Annotated in this window: 20 protein-coding genes; 11 read left to right on the forward strand and 9 right to left on the reverse strand. The window is 36.2% G+C overall.

The window, feature by feature from the left end; translation table 11 throughout:
• The first annotated feature begins 5 nt into the window (after positions 1 to 5).
• The 4 genes from atpH to atpG all read left to right on the forward strand — a co-directional run bounded on the left by atpH (position 6) and on the right by atpG (position 3,452).
• Positions 6 to 542, forward strand: a complete 537-nt coding sequence (gene atpH, locus FORMB_RS06335; RefSeq protein ID WP_069676655.1) for an ATP synthase F1 subunit delta — start codon at positions 6 to 8, stop codon at positions 540 to 542.
• 41 nt (positions 543 to 583) lie between these two features.
• The gene (gene atpA, locus FORMB_RS06340; RefSeq protein ID WP_069676656.1) at positions 584 to 2,164 is read left to right on the forward strand and encodes a F0F1 ATP synthase subunit alpha; all 1,581 of its coding nucleotides are present in this window, start codon (positions 584 to 586) and stop codon (positions 2,162 to 2,164) included.
• Between the two features lie 186 nt (positions 2,165 to 2,350).
• Complete coding sequence (locus tag FORMB_RS06345) at positions 2,351 to 2,575, forward strand: four helix bundle protein (protein ID WP_335583319.1); 225 nt, start codon at positions 2,351 to 2,353, stop codon at positions 2,573 to 2,575.
• A gap of 22 nt (positions 2,576 to 2,597) precedes the next feature.
• Positions 2,598 to 3,452, forward strand: a complete 855-nt coding sequence (gene atpG / locus FORMB_RS06350) for an ATP synthase F1 subunit gamma (protein ID WP_069676657.1) — start codon at positions 2,598 to 2,600, stop codon at positions 3,450 to 3,452.
• A gap of 96 nt (positions 3,453 to 3,548) precedes the next feature.
• Here the strand turns inward: atpG and FORMB_RS06355 are convergent, their stop codons facing one another.
• The 8 genes from FORMB_RS06355 to FORMB_RS13345 form a co-directional block, all read right to left on the reverse strand.
• Positions 3,549 to 4,115, reverse strand: coding sequence for a hypothetical protein (locus FORMB_RS06355; RefSeq protein ID WP_069676658.1), 567 nt, complete (start codon positions 4,113 to 4,115; stop codon positions 3,549 to 3,551).
• A 15-nt stretch (positions 4,116 to 4,130) separates the two neighbouring features.
• Entirely contained in the window at positions 4,131 to 4,664 is a 534-nt protein-coding gene (locus FORMB_RS06360) for a hypothetical protein (RefSeq protein ID WP_069676659.1), read from the reverse strand.
• A gap of 57 nt (positions 4,665 to 4,721) precedes the next feature.
• Positions 4,722 to 5,531: a tetratricopeptide repeat protein gene (locus FORMB_RS06365; RefSeq protein WP_069676660.1), complete on the reverse strand. Its 810-nt coding sequence runs from the start codon at positions 5,529 to 5,531 to the stop codon at positions 4,722 to 4,724.
• The gene (locus FORMB_RS06370; RefSeq protein ID WP_157498085.1) at positions 5,524 to 6,297 is read right to left on the reverse strand and encodes a hypothetical protein; all 774 of its coding nucleotides are present in this window, start codon (positions 6,295 to 6,297) and stop codon (positions 5,524 to 5,526) included. The genes FORMB_RS06365 and FORMB_RS06370 overlap by 8 nt, the downstream gene beginning before the upstream one ends.
• A 121-nt stretch (positions 6,298 to 6,418) precedes the next feature.
• Positions 6,419 to 6,646: a hypothetical protein gene (locus FORMB_RS06375; RefSeq protein WP_069676662.1), complete on the reverse strand. Its 228-nt coding sequence runs from the start codon at positions 6,644 to 6,646 to the stop codon at positions 6,419 to 6,421.
• 12 nt (positions 6,647 to 6,658) lie between these two features.
• On the reverse strand, positions 6,659 to 7,252 hold the full coding sequence (locus tag FORMB_RS06380) for a CPBP family intramembrane glutamic endopeptidase (RefSeq protein ID WP_069676663.1): 594 nt from the start codon (positions 7,250 to 7,252) through the stop codon (positions 6,659 to 6,661).
• A gap of 59 nt (positions 7,253 to 7,311) precedes the next feature.
• A complete protein-coding gene (locus FORMB_RS06385) occupies positions 7,312 to 7,518 on the reverse strand; it encodes a hypothetical protein (protein WP_069676664.1) in 207 nt (68 codons plus the stop codon).
• Positions 7,519 to 7,651: 133 nt separating this feature from the next.
• Positions 7,652 to 7,873 carry an HTH domain-containing protein gene (locus tag FORMB_RS13345; RefSeq protein WP_083243920.1) on the reverse strand — a complete coding sequence of 74 codons (222 nt, stop codon included), beginning with the start codon at positions 7,871 to 7,873 and terminating at the stop codon, positions 7,652 to 7,654.
• A gap of 107 nt (positions 7,874 to 7,980) precedes the next feature.
• Between FORMB_RS13345 and FORMB_RS06395 the strand changes: the two genes are divergently transcribed.
• The 7 genes from FORMB_RS06395 (at position 7,981) to FORMB_RS06425 (ending at position 14,554) form a co-directional block, all read left to right on the forward strand.
• Positions 7,981 to 8,604, forward strand: a complete 624-nt coding sequence (locus FORMB_RS06395; protein ID WP_069676665.1) for an autotransporter domain-containing protein — start codon at positions 7,981 to 7,983, stop codon at positions 8,602 to 8,604.
• A gap of 136 nt (positions 8,605 to 8,740) precedes the next feature.
• Entirely contained in the window at positions 8,741 to 9,244 is a 504-nt protein-coding gene (locus tag FORMB_RS06400; protein ID WP_069676666.1) for a hypothetical protein, read from the forward strand.
• 59 nt (positions 9,245 to 9,303) lie between these two features.
• Positions 9,304 to 10,776 carry a lipopolysaccharide biosynthesis protein gene (locus FORMB_RS06405; protein ID WP_069676667.1) on the forward strand — a complete coding sequence of 491 codons (1,473 nt, stop codon included), beginning with the start codon at positions 9,304 to 9,306 and terminating at the stop codon, positions 10,774 to 10,776.
• Positions 10,766 to 11,197: a dUTP diphosphatase gene (gene dut / locus FORMB_RS06410; RefSeq protein WP_069676668.1), complete on the forward strand. Its 432-nt coding sequence runs from the start codon at positions 10,766 to 10,768 to the stop codon at positions 11,195 to 11,197. Before FORMB_RS06405 ends, dut begins: the two co-directional genes overlap by 11 nt.
• On the forward strand, positions 11,197 to 12,552 hold the full coding sequence (locus tag FORMB_RS06415) for a tetratricopeptide repeat protein (protein ID WP_069676669.1): 1,356 nt from the start codon (positions 11,197 to 11,199) through the stop codon (positions 12,550 to 12,552). The genes dut and FORMB_RS06415 overlap by 1 nt, the downstream gene beginning before the upstream one ends.
• On the forward strand, positions 12,552 to 13,328 hold the full coding sequence (locus tag FORMB_RS06420) for a DUF4292 domain-containing protein (protein WP_069676670.1): 777 nt from the start codon (positions 12,552 to 12,554) through the stop codon (positions 13,326 to 13,328). Before FORMB_RS06415 ends, FORMB_RS06420 begins: the two co-directional genes overlap by 1 nt.
• Positions 13,325 to 14,554: a murein hydrolase activator EnvC family protein gene (locus FORMB_RS06425; RefSeq protein ID WP_069676671.1), complete on the forward strand. Its 1,230-nt coding sequence runs from the start codon at positions 13,325 to 13,327 to the stop codon at positions 14,552 to 14,554. Before FORMB_RS06420 ends, FORMB_RS06425 begins: the two co-directional genes overlap by 4 nt.
• 4 nt (positions 14,555 to 14,558) lie before the next feature.
• On the opposite strand, the gene FORMB_RS06430 is transcribed toward FORMB_RS06425, so the two are convergent.
• Positions 14,559 to 15,068, reverse strand: a complete 510-nt coding sequence (locus tag FORMB_RS06430; RefSeq protein WP_069676672.1) for an acyl-CoA thioesterase — start codon at positions 15,066 to 15,068, stop codon at positions 14,559 to 14,561.
• Positions 15,069 to 15,124 lie beyond the last annotated feature (56 nt).

Consider the following 15,124-nt stretch of genomic DNA (forward strand, 5'->3'; position numbering starts at 1 on the left):
TAATCATGGCAGGAACAAGAGCAGCAATAAGATATGCAAAAGCCGTATTAAGCTTAGCATCAGATAACAAACAAGCAGCGGCAGTCCAGGCAGATATGACCCTTATCGGTCAAGCAATTGCAGACAATGCTTCTTTGGAAGCAGCGCTCAAAAGCCCTGTGGTCAAACTATCTGAAAAAGCAGATGTATTGAAAGCTGTATTTCCTTCTGTAAGTTCAGAAAGTAAATCGTTGTTTAATATTCTTGTAACCAACAAAAGAGTCGATATTCTAGGTCAAGTAGCTACCCAATTCGGGATTCTATACGATCTAGCAAACAATAAAGAAAATGCCTTTGTAACCACCGCCATCCCGATGACTTCTGAATTAGAAGCCAAAGTCATGGCAAAGCTTAAAACCTTAACCACAAAGGAAGTGACCCTTAGCAATTCTGTAGATGAAAACATCCTTGGTGGGTTCATTTTACGAGTTGGAGATCAACAATACGATGCGAGTGTTTCGAATCAATTAAATACGTTAAAACGTAAATTTACAATTAACTAAAACTATACTGAGATTCAATCAGAGGTATAAAATAAATTAAGATGGCAGAAGTAAAAGCAGCTGAAATATCAGCAATTTTAAAACAACAACTTTCAGGTTTCGAAGCAACAGCTTCCTTAGATGAGGTAGGAACTGTATTAACTGTAGGGGATGGTATTGTGCGTGCATACGGACTTTCCAATGCAGAATATGGCGAACTTGTACAATTTGAAGGCGATCTTGAAGGGATTGTATTAAACCTTGAAGAAGACAATGTTGGTATCGTACTTTTAGGCGCTTCTAACGTCATAAAAGAAGGTTCTATTGTAAAACGTACCGGACGTATTGCTTCCATCAATGTTGGTGAAGGAATTGTTGGCCGTGTGGTAGATACACTTGGTGCACCGATTGACGGTAAAGGCCCTATTGAAGGGAAACTTTACGAAATGCCTTTAGAGCGTAAAGCACCCGGGGTTATTTTTCGTGAGCCTGTAACTGAGCCTTTACAAACAGGTATCAAATCCATTGACGCCATGATCCCAGTAGGACGTGGACAACGTGAGTTGGTGATTGGTGACAGACAAACCGGTAAAACGGCCGTTTGTATTGATACCATCTTAAATCAAAAAGAATTTTACGATGCAGGGGAACCTGTATATTGTATCTATGTAGCTGTTGGACAAAAAGCGTCAACAGTGGCATTGATTGCTAAAACATTGGAAGAAAAAGGAGCCTTAGCATACACGACAATTGTCGCAGCAAATGCTTCGGATCCAGCACCAATGCAAGTATATGCACCCTTTGCAGGCGCCGCTATTGGTGAATTTTTCAGAGATACGGGTCGTCCAGCATTGATTGTCTATGACGATTTATCAAAACAAGCCGTTGCTTACCGTGAAGTATCACTTTTATTACGTCGTCCTCCGGGACGTGAGGCGTATCCAGGAGATGTATTTTACTTACACTCCCGTTTATTAGAGCGTGCAGCAAAAGTCATCAACAACGATGAAATTGCAAAAGACATGAACGACTTACCAGACTCCTTAAAGCCAATTGTAAAAGGAGGAGGTTCTTTAACAGCCCTTCCAATTATTGAAACACAAGCAGGCGATGTATCTGCTTATATTCCAACCAACGTAATTTCGATTACGGATGGTCAGATTTTCTTAGATGGTGATTTGTTTAATTCTGGTGTTCGTCCAGCAATTAACGTCGGTATTTCGGTATCTCGTGTGGGTGGAAATGCACAGATTAAAGCGATGAAAAAAGTATCTGGAACCTTAAAATTAGACCAGGCTCAATTCCGTGAATTGGAAGCCTTTGCTAAGTTTGGATCTGATTTAGATGCCGTCACTTTAAATGTGATTGAAAAAGGAAGACGTAACGTTGAAATTTTGAAGCAAGCACAAAACGATCCTTTCAAAGTAGAAGATCAAGTTGCAATTATTTTTGCAGGATCTAAAAACTTGTTAAGAGCCGTGCCTGTCAACAAAGTAAAAGAATTTGAAACGGAATACATCGAGTTTTTAAGAGCCAAGCACAGCGATGTGTTAGCAACCTTAAAATCAGGTAAATTAACAGACGAAGTTACAGATACGTTAACAGCAGTTGCAAAAGAATTATCAGGAAAGTATAAAGATTAAATAGTTAGGAGTTTAGAGTGATGAGTTCAGAGTTATAAGCTCATTTCTTTAACTTCATATTAATAGCTTAAAAAAAATGTCTTTAAATAACAGTCCTATACGAGTAAAGAGTTTTTAGTTTGCTTGTGAGATTGTTCATTTTACGGATAAATTAAAAAAAATAAGGATTTTGAGTTAGCTTCTCAATTGCTAAAAAGCGGAACGAGTATTGGAGCCAATACAAGAGAAGCTCAAAGAGGAGTTAGTAAAAAGGACTTTAAAAATAAATTTGGAATTGCTTTAAAGGAAGCTGATGAGACCAAATATTGGTTAGAAATTCTTGAAGCTACAGGAAGAGAAGTTCCAACAGAAATGATGAATAAGTGTGAAGAGTTAATAAGAATTTTAGTAGCAATCATTAAAAACTCATAACTCTGCACTCATAACTTGAAACATGGCAAATTTAAAAGAAATCCGAAATAGAATAGCATCCGTATCTTCAACGATGCAGATTACAAGTGCCATGAAAATGGTATCGGCTGCTAAGTTGAAAAAAGCACAAGATGCCATCACAGCGATGCGTCCTTATGCTAATAAATTAACGGAGCTTTTACAAAACCTAAGTGCCACTTTGGACGCCGATTCTGGTAGTAAATATTCAGAACAACGCGAAATCAAAAACGTGCTTATTGTAGCCATTACTTCCAACAGAGGGTTGTGTGGTGCGTTCAATTCCAATATTATCAAGAGAGCAACGGCAGTAGCGGAAAGTTACGATGCCAATGTATCTGTGGTAGCCATTGGAAAAAAAGCGAATGATGCCCTCTCAAAAAACTTTGAGATCATTTCCAATCAGAGTCCTGTTTATGACGATTTAACATTTGACAATGTTGCTGCAATTGCAGAGATGCTCATGGAGCAATTTGAATCCAAAGCATTTGACAAGATTGAAGTTATTTATAATAAATTCAAAAATGCAGCGACTCAAGAAATCATGACCGAGCAGTTTTTGCCAATTGAGCCCTTAGAAGGGGATACCAATGGAAACCTCGATTATATTTTTGAACCGTCTAAAGAAGAGATTGTAGAGACCTTAATTCCAAAGTCGTTAAAGACACAATTGTACAAGTCCATACGTGACAGTTTTGCAAGCGAGCACGGCGCCCGAATGACTGCGATGCACAAAGCAACCGACAATGCTACGGAGCTCAGAGATCAGCTTAAATTGACGTACAACAAAGCACGTCAAGCATCCATTACCAATGAGATTTTAGAAATTGTTGGTGGGGCGGAAGCTTTGAATGGCTAGTGGTTTAATTTATACTTATAAACAAGTCGCCTAAAAAGCCTTGTACTTGTCAAGCTGAACTCGTTTCAGCTTCCCATGTTTTGTTTATAACGAACATTAAAAAGTATACCCAACCCTTAAATGGAGGTCCAAAGCCGTTTCAGTTTTATTAGAAGTAAATCCATATTGTTTTAAGAAATACTTCCTAAAACCGATTCCAATGCCCAACTCATAAGTGAAATGGTTCCCAACAGTTCTTTTAATTCCCCACTTAGGGATTAATGAAAAATTTTCAGCTATAGAAACGCTTTCAATGCTTGAAATCACAAACGCATCAGGCGTGTAATTTAATTTTAAACTTAAGAAATTCCCTGAGTTCTTTAAAATCGATTGGTCGTTATTGAAGCGTTTATTCAAATTGTAATAGAACCGAGGTTCTAAATTCAACGTTGGAAACAAAATAAAATTTACATTCTTATAATAATCACCTCCAAAAAGACCGGTATCTAAGCCTATTTCACTTCTTAAAGCGATGCTATTGGACAGTCTTGTTTCATTATGAATCCAAACACCGAAAAACCCTGTTTGAATTCCATTAATTGATTTTTCAACACTGGCATTTTTTTGTGCTTCTGTTGTAACTGAAAATAGAATTACAGAAAGTATTAGATATAGATGTTTCATGTGTTTGTATTTTAGTTATAATTTAAACCCTAGTGACAGTCCGATACTAGAGATGAGATAATTTGAATTTGTTTCCTCGATCATTAAAAACTCCTTGCTTTTCACAAAGGCTTCAACCACATATTGAACACGATAATCACTTTCAAAAGTATAGCCAATCCCTAATTTTGAGCTGTATCCTTTTGAGAATCCACTTATATTCAAGCTTTTCCCTGCGTTTAATAAAACATAAGGACTGTTGATCCCATATTCTTTCAAATACCATTTTACATCTCCAACAATTGGGATGGACTTATAGTCGTCTTTAACATTAAAAGCGATGCCAACCCCCAGAGAAATACTGAGCGTCTTAAAAACAAATACACCATTGAATGTACTTAATTCAATACCAAATCCTTCATTGACAACGATGGCTTGGTTGGAGTAATTACTTTCTTTATTGGCAAAAATCTCTAAGGTGGTTGTGTTCGTAAACACGCTTTGATTCGCTTCACCTTGAGAGAGACAAAGGGAAGGGAAAATTAAAAATAAGAGATATACGGTTTTCATGACGTAGAATAGATTTGGGATCAATTCTTAATGCAAAGTAAGATAACGATTTAGATTTCACCATCGTACTTGATAAGGATAGGGTTCATAAATTTCGTTGGCTTCATTTATAGTATTGCCCAGTTGAGCATCGCGTTTAGCCGCTTCCATAGTTGTTTTTGATTCTTTATATTTTTCCAAACGCATCAAGCAAATTGCTTTATAATATTTCGCATCGGAAAAATTAGGGTACTGTTCAAGGGATTTATCAAACTGAAATATAGCGTCCTCCCACATCCCTTGTTCATACATACTTATACCATAATAGAAAATATCTAAAAAATGCGCCTCTCCCCATTGTTTTTCTTGCGCTATAATGTCCGTTTTAAAAATAGCTTCTGCCTTTTTGTATTCATTTAACTGTAAATAGCACAGTGCAATATGAAATTGATAGGTGTGATCCTGCACATAGCTATAGCCATCCATTTGAACACATAACTCAAAATCTTTAAGAGCTTCTTTATACTGTTTAGAAAAAATACACTTGATAAATGCTCTATAGCTTAACCAGCGTTCTGGCTTATAAAAAACGGCTTTATCTAAATATGCCATACCAACTTCATACTTTCTTGCTTTAAAATAAGGCATTGCTTTTTGCTGCCAAAAATAAGCGACAGTACTATCGACTTTGATTCCCTCATCTAAGCAATTTTGCCACTCCTGCATCTGATAATTATAGTTGAATTTTTCAGCACAATTGTAAACATATTTTTCAATGAGTCCTTCTTGTCGTAATTCTTTTTCTTTTGCGGTTTCAGTATGAGAATCCTTTTGCCCTTCACATTGCATAAAAATAAAGGACAGGATAATTAGTGTTAATTTATTCATTAGTTTTGAGTGGGTTTAATTTGGTGAATTCTTTGTAAGTAAAATTATAGGGTTGATTTCGGTATGAAAATTCTGTAAACGTATAGCCATATTTTTTGCAACTTCTAACACACATATCACTGATCGTTTCAAAAACAGAAATACTGTTTTTAGTTAACACCTTTTCTATACCACCATAGTGTTTTATAACATTATTAAAAGTGTTTATATCTAAGTTGTATTTTATTAAATAAAAGCCAATTCTCCCTATTGCTTCATGTGCTTGTCGCTTATCAAAACAGTTATTAGAAATACAATTATCTAAACAGAGAATAGTGGTGTAGTACGTATATAGGGCATGAAAAAGAATATAGAAACTTCTATATTCTTTGGGGTTGTTTACGATGCTTTTAATATTTAAATTTTCATCAATTAGAAAATAGTCTTTTCTTTTAAAGGTAATAGTGGTCATAATAATATGACCGGTTTGATGCGCAATGTCATCCACAAAAAAAACTTCATCATACTCTTTTTGAAATACATTTAAAAAAGCCATGCCATGGGCATTAATAGTAGCAAATGAATTTGTATTTTTTGGGTCTGTTTTAAATAGGAGTATTTTTTTACAACATTGTTCAATTAAATTATAATGATTGGAGGAGTATTTTTTTATATATGACAAGGCAATTGTTAAGGACTCTTCGTGAACTTCTACTAATTCCTTTGATATAGTTATTTTACGTTCCTCAATTGGCTGTTCATTAAAATCTCTGAAAATATATTTCAAGTAGATTATAGGGTATTGTATCAGTTCAATGTTGGTATGTGCTATGAATTTTATTTTCTCAAATGGAATAGATTCATTAACTTTAAAATATCCAATATTTGGCACATAAGCTATCCCATCCCTACTGTATGAATGGGTTAATTTCTTCTTTTTTTATAAAATAGCCCTGTAGCATCTCCTCTAGAGCTTCTTTAGGGTACGAATTGTAGCTTTTTGAGTTAAAATAAGCAAATAATAATGGCTCTAAAAAAACTTCATCATCATCAAAATTTAGTTTTTTAAAAACACTTGTATTCTCTTTATATAATAACAGTTTAATGGTATTAATAATTTCGTCTCTATTTTTCATTTTTTTTAATCCTTAAATTAAATTAAACACAATTATCGACATATTATAAAATGAGTGAATTAGAATCGTCTGAATTAAATTTTTATTTCTGAAATAAATAAAAGTAGTTACCAATCCAAACACAAAATGGGTAATATAAATATCAGGTAGATGAGATATAGCAAAATATGATGCTGACAGTAAAATAGCCAAATATGGCTTTAACTTAAGTTGCAAAAGGTTTTTAAAGACAATTTTTTTATTAAAAATCTCTTCTATAATTGGAACCGCAAATAAAACATAAATAAGCCTTGAAAAATCAAAGGTTGGTTTTTCTAATGGTTTAAAAAGATGAAATTCTGAATAGTAACTAAAAAACAACACTACACTTATACCAAGGGAAAAAAGGATTTCATTGAAACTGATTTTGTTACTTTCTAATTTAAAAATATTTATTTTAAAAGCTATATAGAACACAATAATATGAGAAATTATAACCCCGAAATAAGATAATAAATTTGTTGTTTTTATGTTTTCATTGCCAAAATGAACACTTAAAAGGACACTCAAAACACTTAGAAATGGAAGTAGTAAGCATAGTGTCAATATTTTAAAAGACAATTTCATATAAATGTTTTTATAAAAAAAGATGATTTAATAAAAAACCATCTTTTTATTTAACTTATCTACATACATTGAAAATAATGGGCTATTGCATTACCAAGTTTTAGCCACGAAGAAGCCATTCCATCTCCTGGTGCACTAGTGTCTGCATTTTGGTGACTACAAGGATGACAATCGTTTGCTGTTCCACCAGAAATGGTGTTCAATAATTCTTCTGAAGCTACTGCTCCAGCTCTTTCTTTGAGAGCGTCTAATGATAATTTACTCACAACATAATAAATTTTATTTAGTGCCTACTCTTTAGTTTTTCGGCGACCACTAGTCAATAAGCTTTTCCTAACCAACCAATTACAAAATAAAAACATCTCAATCTCATTTTATGACATTGTCTATTTTTTATAATTAAATCTCAAAATTGTAACCTGCCTCTGTATATATATAACACTGAGAATGTTTACAATATAGGATGGGTGCGCCCCGATCTCTTAATTCAGCGATCAGCCTGTAAACAGTGGCAACAGAAACATTCAATTTTTCAGCTAATTGTAAAGGCGTACCAGTTGCTTCCCTTTGGATCAATGAATGAAGGCATTTTATTCTTTCTATGTGCGTGTATATTTTCATGGTGTAGAATAGATTTGGGAGTCAATTCTTAATGCAAAGTAAGAAATTTTTTCAAATCGGCTTTTTTTATGGCATAAAACTTGTAGAAGAAAAACAAATCCAAAACTATGAATACCTACAAAAGATTAATTATTGGTTCTCTTATCTTATTTTCAAACATATCATTTTCGCAAACTCAAGGAACATCCGAAATTAATGTGAGTTTGGGGGTCGCAACTTTTGAGGACTTTAGAGTTGCACTTGACGATGTTGTATCCTCGATAGTGACGACTGTAATTTCTGGACAAGAATTAACTTACTCCGATGGAGGTAGATTAACAGGATATACGGCTCACTATGGTTACGCAGTAAAGGATCGATGGATGTTAGGAGCCTCATTAGCATACCAAACCGTAAATCGAAAGTTATTTTTAGACAATAAAGAATCAGGGAAAAGTTCAAGTGCAGTCTATTCTTTTGGGATCGAAACAAATTACCGCTACATTTCAAATCCAATATTTCAAATGTATTCTGGTTTAGGTGCAGGCTATGCTTTTGGGAAATCATCATTTACCTTAGAAGACGCTAATTTGGAGTTTAAAGATAAGAACAAGACTGATTATAAAATTAATTATTTTACATTTCATGTGACAGCGCTTGGTTTTCGAGTAGGAAAGAAATTAGCGGCCTTCGCAGAAATCGGGTTTGGTTATAAAGGGATCTTAAATGGGGGAATTTCTTATCAATTTTAGAATGTCTTTAAGGGTATAAAATCTACTCAAAATAGCACCATCAACGAATCAGTGGCTTCAGGGGTTGCCGTATTTTTAGGCTTTAATTTCAAACTCAATTAAAATCCGTATGTTTATAAATCTAAACTCAATCCAAATGAAACTCACTACCCCCCATATTTTAGGACTCGTTTTTTTAAGCATTGTCAATTGTAAGACCTCACAAGAGCCGGTATTACAATTCCAATCCACTGCGCCTTTAGGAATCACAGCACCCTATTACAACTCTTGGGTTGCGGGGGTTCAAGGAGGCGGCTCGGGGACCAATGTGTTTTTACCCCTCAAAGAAAATGGAAACATTGTCGTTGACAGTCTTCATTTTAGAGGTGAAAAGTCTGCCGTAGAAACAAGAGATAAATTGATTATTGGTCGGTTTAGACATTCTACCAATCAGAAAAAAGACATCATAATGAGCTCCAATCCACAAGACGAATACAACAACAAGCGGGTCTTGATACGAGACACCTCTCCTTTTAAGCTCACTCAAAACGAGTGTGTTATCAGTTACAGTGTCAACGGAAAACGTCTTTATTATAAGATTTCAAACCTCAAAAAAGGGGAAGTGATTGCCTATCCTTCTGCACCTCCAAAAAACCGCTAAACAACAATTATAGATTGTTCGTTAAAATGTGTATTTTTATAGGATAAAATAAGAGAGTCGTGAGCGTCCTAAAAACAGTATATAAACAAACCTTCATTTACGGACTGGCAACGGTGGTTCCCAGAATGTTGAGCTTTCTTTTGGTGCGTTTGCATACCGATAAATCGGTGTTAGAAAACGTCTCCGACTACGGCGAAGTATCTATCGTATTTGCCTATTTTGTGCTGTTTAACGTGGTGCTTGCTTATGGAATGGAAACCGCTTTTTTCCGTTTTTTCAATAAAGAACCTTCCAAAGCCAAAGTGCTCAGTACTGCCACAATTTCAATTTTAGGATCCTCTTTAGGATTTTTAGCACTCGGTTTGCTGTTTCAACAACAGATCGCCGATCTCACACATATCCATGTCAACTACATCACCCTCGTTGTGTGGACTCTGTTTTTTGATGCCATGGTCATTATTCCCTTTGCCTATTTGAGAGCGCAAGGAAAGCCGGTGAAATATACAGCGGTAAAACTCACCAATGTAGTGGTCAATCTGGCTTTAAATGTTTTCTTACTCGTGTATTTAAAAGCACTGTCGGTTGACAACAGTCTCTGGGATTCCATCTATATCGCTAATTTTGAAGTGAGTTATATTTTCATCGCCAATCTAGTCGCGAGTGGAGTTACTTTGTTGATTCTGTTGCCGTTTTATTTTAAAATCAATTATAAAATAGATACCGTTCTTTGGAAAAAAATGCTGCGGTATGCCTTGCCAGTCTTGGTGGCTGGGGTCGCATTTTCCATCAACGAAACCTTTGATCGGGTGTTATTGGAGCGTCTCCTTCCGGAGTCCATTGCCAAAACGGCCGTAGGAATGTACTCCGGCTGTTACAAGCTCGCCCTTTTTATGATGTTGTTTGCAACCGCCTACCGCTTGGGAATAGAACCTTTCTTTTTCAGTCAATCCAAAACAAAAGACGCTACCAAAAACTATGCAAAAATATTGGAATTTTTTGTCATCTGTGGCGCTCTTATTTTGCTCGTTGTTGTGGTGTTTGTCGATGTTTTAAAACTCATTCTCATTCCAAATGAAGATTACTGGGAAGCCATGAAAGTCGTGCCGATTTTATTATTGGCGTATCTTTTTCTTGGGATATATCATAATTTATCTGTGTGGTACAAAATCACAGACCGCACCAAGTTTGGGGCTTATATATCGGTGATTGGTGCGGGAATCACCCTTTTAGTCAATCTAATTTTCATCCCTTCGTTTAGTTATATGGCTTCTGCCATAGCCACCTTAGTGGCGTATGTTTCAATGACCGTATTATCATATTATTTTGGACGCAAGCATTACCCGATACCTTACAACATAAAAAAAATAGGCATCTATTTAGTCCTTGCCATCAGTTTATCAGCCCTGTCGTTTTATCAATTCAGAGCCCAGTATTTCATCGGGTCTGCCTTGATAGGAATTTTAGTACTTATTATCTGGTCCAATGAAAAAGCGACTATTAAACAATTTTTAAAACCCTCCCATGACCATTAAAATTATAAACAAATCAGCCCATCAACTTCCTGAATACGAAACAGGCGCATCCGCAGGAATGGACCTTCGCGCGAATATTTTAGAAGCGGTTATTTTAAAACCATTAGCCCGTGCAATTATCAAAACAGGCTTGTTTATAGAGCTCCCTGTGGGGTTCGAAGCACAAGTGCGACCCAGAAGTGGTCTGGCAGCAAAACATGGCTTAACAGTCCTGAACAGCCCTGGCACTGTGGATGCAGATTACCGTGGTGAAATAGGCGTTATTTTAGTGAACCTATCCAATACAGATTTCAAAATAGAAAATGGTGAACGCATCGCGCAATTGGTCATCGCAAAACACGAACGGGCAGATTGGCTCGAAGTAGAACAACTCACCGAAACCGCTCGTGGCCAAGGTGGATTTGGAAGCACTGGAAAATAATGAAGAGAACACGACATGGTTTTGTAGTTTTTTGTATCCTGATAAGTTCGTTTGGGATACAAGCACAAGCTGAGACAGACAATCTTTTGTCAGTTTCAAACGACAGTACCCATGTCAAATTTCAAAATCATTTTTATGATGCGATGAAACAAAAAGCACTTGAAAATTATTCCAAAGCGATTGATGAATTAATAATTTGTAAGTCCTTAAAACCAACGGAATCGGTGGTGTTTCATGAGTTGGGTATTAATTATTTCAAGTTGAAACAATACGAAAGTGCCGAATATAATTTCCAAAAAGCCATCGCATTAGATGCTGATAATTTTTGGTATAGAGAAAGTTTGTACCATTTGTATATAGATCAAAAACGTTTTGATGAGGCTATTTTAGCGCTCCAACCAATGCTGTCGCGCCATCCAGATTATAAACAAGATTTAGTGAATCTCTACCTAGAAGCGGGACGTTACGACGACGCACTCACCGTTTTGGATGATTTAGATAATACACTAGGAATAAAGGCATCTAGAGATCAAATCCGAAAGGAGCTATACGATTTAAGCGGGGCTGAAGACAAGCGGATTGCGCACCTTCAAAAACGCTTGCAAGAAACACCCGAAGAACCCACTAATTTTTTGAATCTCATTTACGCCTATAGCAAGTTAGATCAAAAAAAGGAAGCGTTTGAAACCGCTCTGGAATTTTTGAAACAACATCCAAAATCTCATTTGGTTCATGTGGCCTTGTATAAATTTTATTTAGATGCGAAAGAGTATGATAAGGCGATCGCCTCCATGAAAATTGTCACGACCAGTACCGTTGTGGTGCCCAGTCTTAAAGTGAAAGTGTTGAATGATTTTATGCGGTTTATAGCCGAGTTTCCAGAGTATGAATTCGCTTTGGCAGACGTTACCAATACCGTCAGTGAAAACACCCCGAGCCGCTCCGACTTAGAATGGGCGGATTATTATTACAATCAAAAAGCCTATTTAAAAGCAATTTCTTCGTATTCAAAAGCCTTGGAATTTGACCCTGATAATTTTACAATTATTAAAAACCTAGCTCTGCTATATTTGGAAACCAATCAATTTGAAACGGCCGTCTTATTCACCGATGATCAGATGGAGTTATACCCTTCTCAACCTCTATTATATTTAGTCAATGGCACTGCAAACAGACAGCTTAACAACTTAGATTTGGCGGTTGAATCCCTCACCACAGGATTGGATTATTTGTTCGATAATAAAAAACTTGAACACGATTTTTACAAACAACTCAGCACTGCCTTTGAGCTACAAGGTAATATTGAAGAGTCAGAAGCGTTTACTAAAAAAGCAATGGCATTAGAAAATAATTAATGAAACAGTTGAAAAATTTTACATACAGCATCGTTTTAACCCTTCTTTTTTTGGGGTGTAAAAGCACGAAAATAGTTCAGTCTTCTGAGACCTTGGATTCAAAGATGTCCGTGAAGCAAATCGTTAAAAACCACAATAAACTTCAGTCTAAATTTAACACCTTACAGGGCCGATTAAAAGTGGAGTACATCCAAGGCGACCGTTCTGAAACACACACCTTGACACTGCGAATGGAGAATGATAAGACCATTTGGGTCAATGCATTTCTGAATATGGTACGGGTTAAAATAACCCCAGACCGTGTGCGTTTTTACAACAAATTAGACAACACCTATTTTGATGGTGACTATGCCTTAATTAGTGAGTTTTTAGGAGCCGACCTTCAGTTTGAAAATCTTCAAAATTTACTTTTAGGCGAAGCCATTTTTAATTTGAAACCCAAGGAATTCAAAAAGAAGACCCATCCAAATTCGTATATGCTAACACCCAAACAGCCCAATGCACTTTTTGATTTGTTATATTTAATCAACCCCACGTATTTTAAATTGGATGCTCAGTTATTAAGTCAATCATTGAAACAAAACGTCTTAAAAATTCAGTACCAATCCTATCAGAAAGTAGCGGGATTGGTTCTTCCTGAAAATATGGCGATCACGGCAACCAATACGAATGAACAAACGACCTTAAATTTGAATATAAAATCCGTAAGTTTGGATCAACCATTACGATTTCCTTTTAACATCCCAAAAGGATTTAAAGCTATTGAATTAAAATGAAACCAACCAGCGCACGTTTTACCTTAAGCATCCTTTTACTGACGTTAATGCTGCATTTTAGTGGCTTTTCTCAAAGTAAGAAGCAGCAAGAATTAGAAGAACGCCGCCGCGAACTGACCCGTGAGATTCAACAAATAGGTGCCTTGTTGTTTGAAGGTAAAAAGGAACAAAAATCGGTGCTATCGGTTGTGGAAGATTTGGATTTTAAGATTAAAGTGAGAAAAAATCTTATCAGTATTACCAACCAACAAGCCAATTTATTAACGCGAGAAATTAACAGCAATCAAACAAAAATCACGAAACTAAGAGCGAAGCTCAAAGCTTTGAAAGCTGATTACGCGAAAATGATTGTCAAGTCCTATAAGAGCCGAGCCGATCAAAGTAAGCTTATGTTTTTACTGTCGTCCGCCAATTTTCAACAAGCTTATAAACGCTTACAGTATATAAAACAATACGCCAATTATCAAAAGCTTCAAGCGGAGTTGATCAAGACAGAAACGGCTAAAATGCAACAGCTAAACATTGAACTTGTCACTCAAAAAAAGAACAAGCAAACGCTTATTGAAGAGAATAAAATGGCTAAGTCGATTTTTGACAAAGAACGCACACAGCAAAACACCTTGATTAAAGACATTAAAAATAATTTATCCAAGTTTACGGCGCAGATAAAAACCAAACAACGGGAATCGAATAAGATTGATAAAGAAATTCGGAAAATTATTCAAGCCGCTATCGCAGCTTCCAATAAAAAAGCAGGGAAATCTTCAAAATCAAAAGTGTTTTCATTGACTCCTGAGCAAAAGATTTTAGCTGCAAATTTCACCTCTAATAAAGGCAAGCTTCCATGGCCTGTTGCCAATGGAGTGGTCAAATTAAGGTATGGAAATAATCCGTCTCCGATCGATCGATCTTTAACGATTAAAAGTAATGGCGTCCGAATTGCAACTAATATAGGCGAGGAAGTCCGTGCCGTGTTTGAAGGCGTTGTACAGGGTATTATGACCCCAAAAAACGGAAACAACACCATCATGATTAGACACGGAAATTACATTACCGTCTATAAAAACCTGTCTAAATTTTATGTTCAAAAAGGAGATAAGGTGACCACAAAACAAGTGATTGGAGAGGTGATTACCAACAAAGCCTCAGGGGAATCCATTCTTAGTTTTGGGATCTATAAGGACAGTTCGATACAAAACCCTTCACAGTGGATTTACCGTTTATAAGCTCTTAGCTAAAAAGGGCTTTTAGTTCCGTTGCCTCTTGTGCCTTCATTTTTCCGGCTAAGACCAAACTCAATTGTTTGCGTCTCAAAGCACCTTCAAAACGTTGAATTTCTTCTTTCGTCTCAGGCACCAATTGTGGAATTGAAACAGGAACTCCGTGACCATCTACAGCCACAAACGTGAAAATAGCTTCGTTTACTTTTACAGATGTTTCAGTCTTCTTGTCATCTACCCAAACATCAATGTACACTTCCATCGAACTTTTAAATGCACGTGTGACTTTGGCTGCAACGGTTACGATACTTCCCAAAGGAACGGCATGTTTAAATGCTACATGATTCACAGAAGCTGTCACTACAATTTCACCGGAATGACGCTCCGCAGCAATGCTGGCCGCACGGTCCATTCGCGCTAACAATTCGCCTCCAAACAGGGTGTGAATTGCATTTGTTTCGCTTGGCAGTACCAAGTCGGTCATGGTTGTTTTTGAGTCTTTAGGATGTTTAGATTCCATAGAGTTAAAATGTATAAGGGTGTAAAGTACAGAAGGCTGTACGGAATTGAATATTA

This window comes from Formosa sp. Hel1_33_131, assembly GCF_001735745.1.
Lineage (GTDB): Bacteria > Bacteroidota > Bacteroidia > Flavobacteriales > Flavobacteriaceae > Hel1-33-131.

What these genes read in the sequence shown, in the direction of transcription:
- atpH (WP_069676655.1), top strand. Translation starts at nt 6, where the DNA reads ATGGCAGGAACAAGAGCAGCAATAAGATATGCAAAAGCCGTATTAAGC.
- atpA (WP_069676656.1), top strand. Translation starts at nt 584, where the DNA reads ATGGCAGAAGTAAAAGCAGCTGAAATATCAGCAATTTTAAAACAACAA.
- atpG (WP_069676657.1), top strand. Translation starts at nt 2,598, where the DNA reads ATGGCAAATTTAAAAGAAATCCGAAATAGAATAGCATCCGTATCTTCA.
- FORMB_RS06355 (WP_069676658.1), bottom strand. Translation starts at nt 4,115, where the DNA reads ATGAAACATCTATATCTAATACTTTCTGTAATTCTATTTTCAGTTACA.
- FORMB_RS06360 (WP_069676659.1), bottom strand. Translation starts at nt 4,664, where the DNA reads ATGAAAACCGTATATCTCTTATTTTTAATTTTCCCTTCCCTTTGTCTC.
- FORMB_RS06365 (WP_069676660.1), bottom strand. Translation starts at nt 5,531, where the DNA reads ATGAATAAATTAACACTAATTATCCTGTCCTTTATTTTTATGCAATGT.
- FORMB_RS06375 (WP_069676662.1), bottom strand. Translation starts at nt 6,646, where the DNA reads ATGAAAAATAGAGACGAAATTATTAATACCATTAAACTGTTATTATAT.
- FORMB_RS06380 (WP_069676663.1), bottom strand. Translation starts at nt 7,252, where the DNA reads ATGAAATTGTCTTTTAAAATATTGACACTATGCTTACTACTTCCATTT.
- FORMB_RS13345 (WP_083243920.1), bottom strand. Translation starts at nt 7,873, where the DNA reads ATGAAAATATACACGCACATAGAAAGAATAAAATGCCTTCATTCATTG.
- FORMB_RS06395 (WP_069676665.1), top strand. Translation starts at nt 7,981, where the DNA reads ATGAATACCTACAAAAGATTAATTATTGGTTCTCTTATCTTATTTTCA.
- FORMB_RS06400 (WP_069676666.1), top strand. Translation starts at nt 8,741, where the DNA reads ATGAAACTCACTACCCCCCATATTTTAGGACTCGTTTTTTTAAGCATT.
- dut (WP_069676668.1), top strand. Translation starts at nt 10,766, where the DNA reads ATGACCATTAAAATTATAAACAAATCAGCCCATCAACTTCCTGAATAC.
- FORMB_RS06415 (WP_069676669.1), top strand. Translation starts at nt 11,197, where the DNA reads ATGAAGAGAACACGACATGGTTTTGTAGTTTTTTGTATCCTGATAAGT.
- FORMB_RS06420 (WP_069676670.1), top strand. Translation starts at nt 12,552, where the DNA reads ATGAAACAGTTGAAAAATTTTACATACAGCATCGTTTTAACCCTTCTT.
- FORMB_RS06425 (WP_069676671.1), top strand. Translation starts at nt 13,325, where the DNA reads ATGAAACCAACCAGCGCACGTTTTACCTTAAGCATCCTTTTACTGACG.
- FORMB_RS06430 (WP_069676672.1), bottom strand. Translation starts at nt 15,068, where the DNA reads ATGGAATCTAAACATCCTAAAGACTCAAAAACAACCATGACCGACTTG.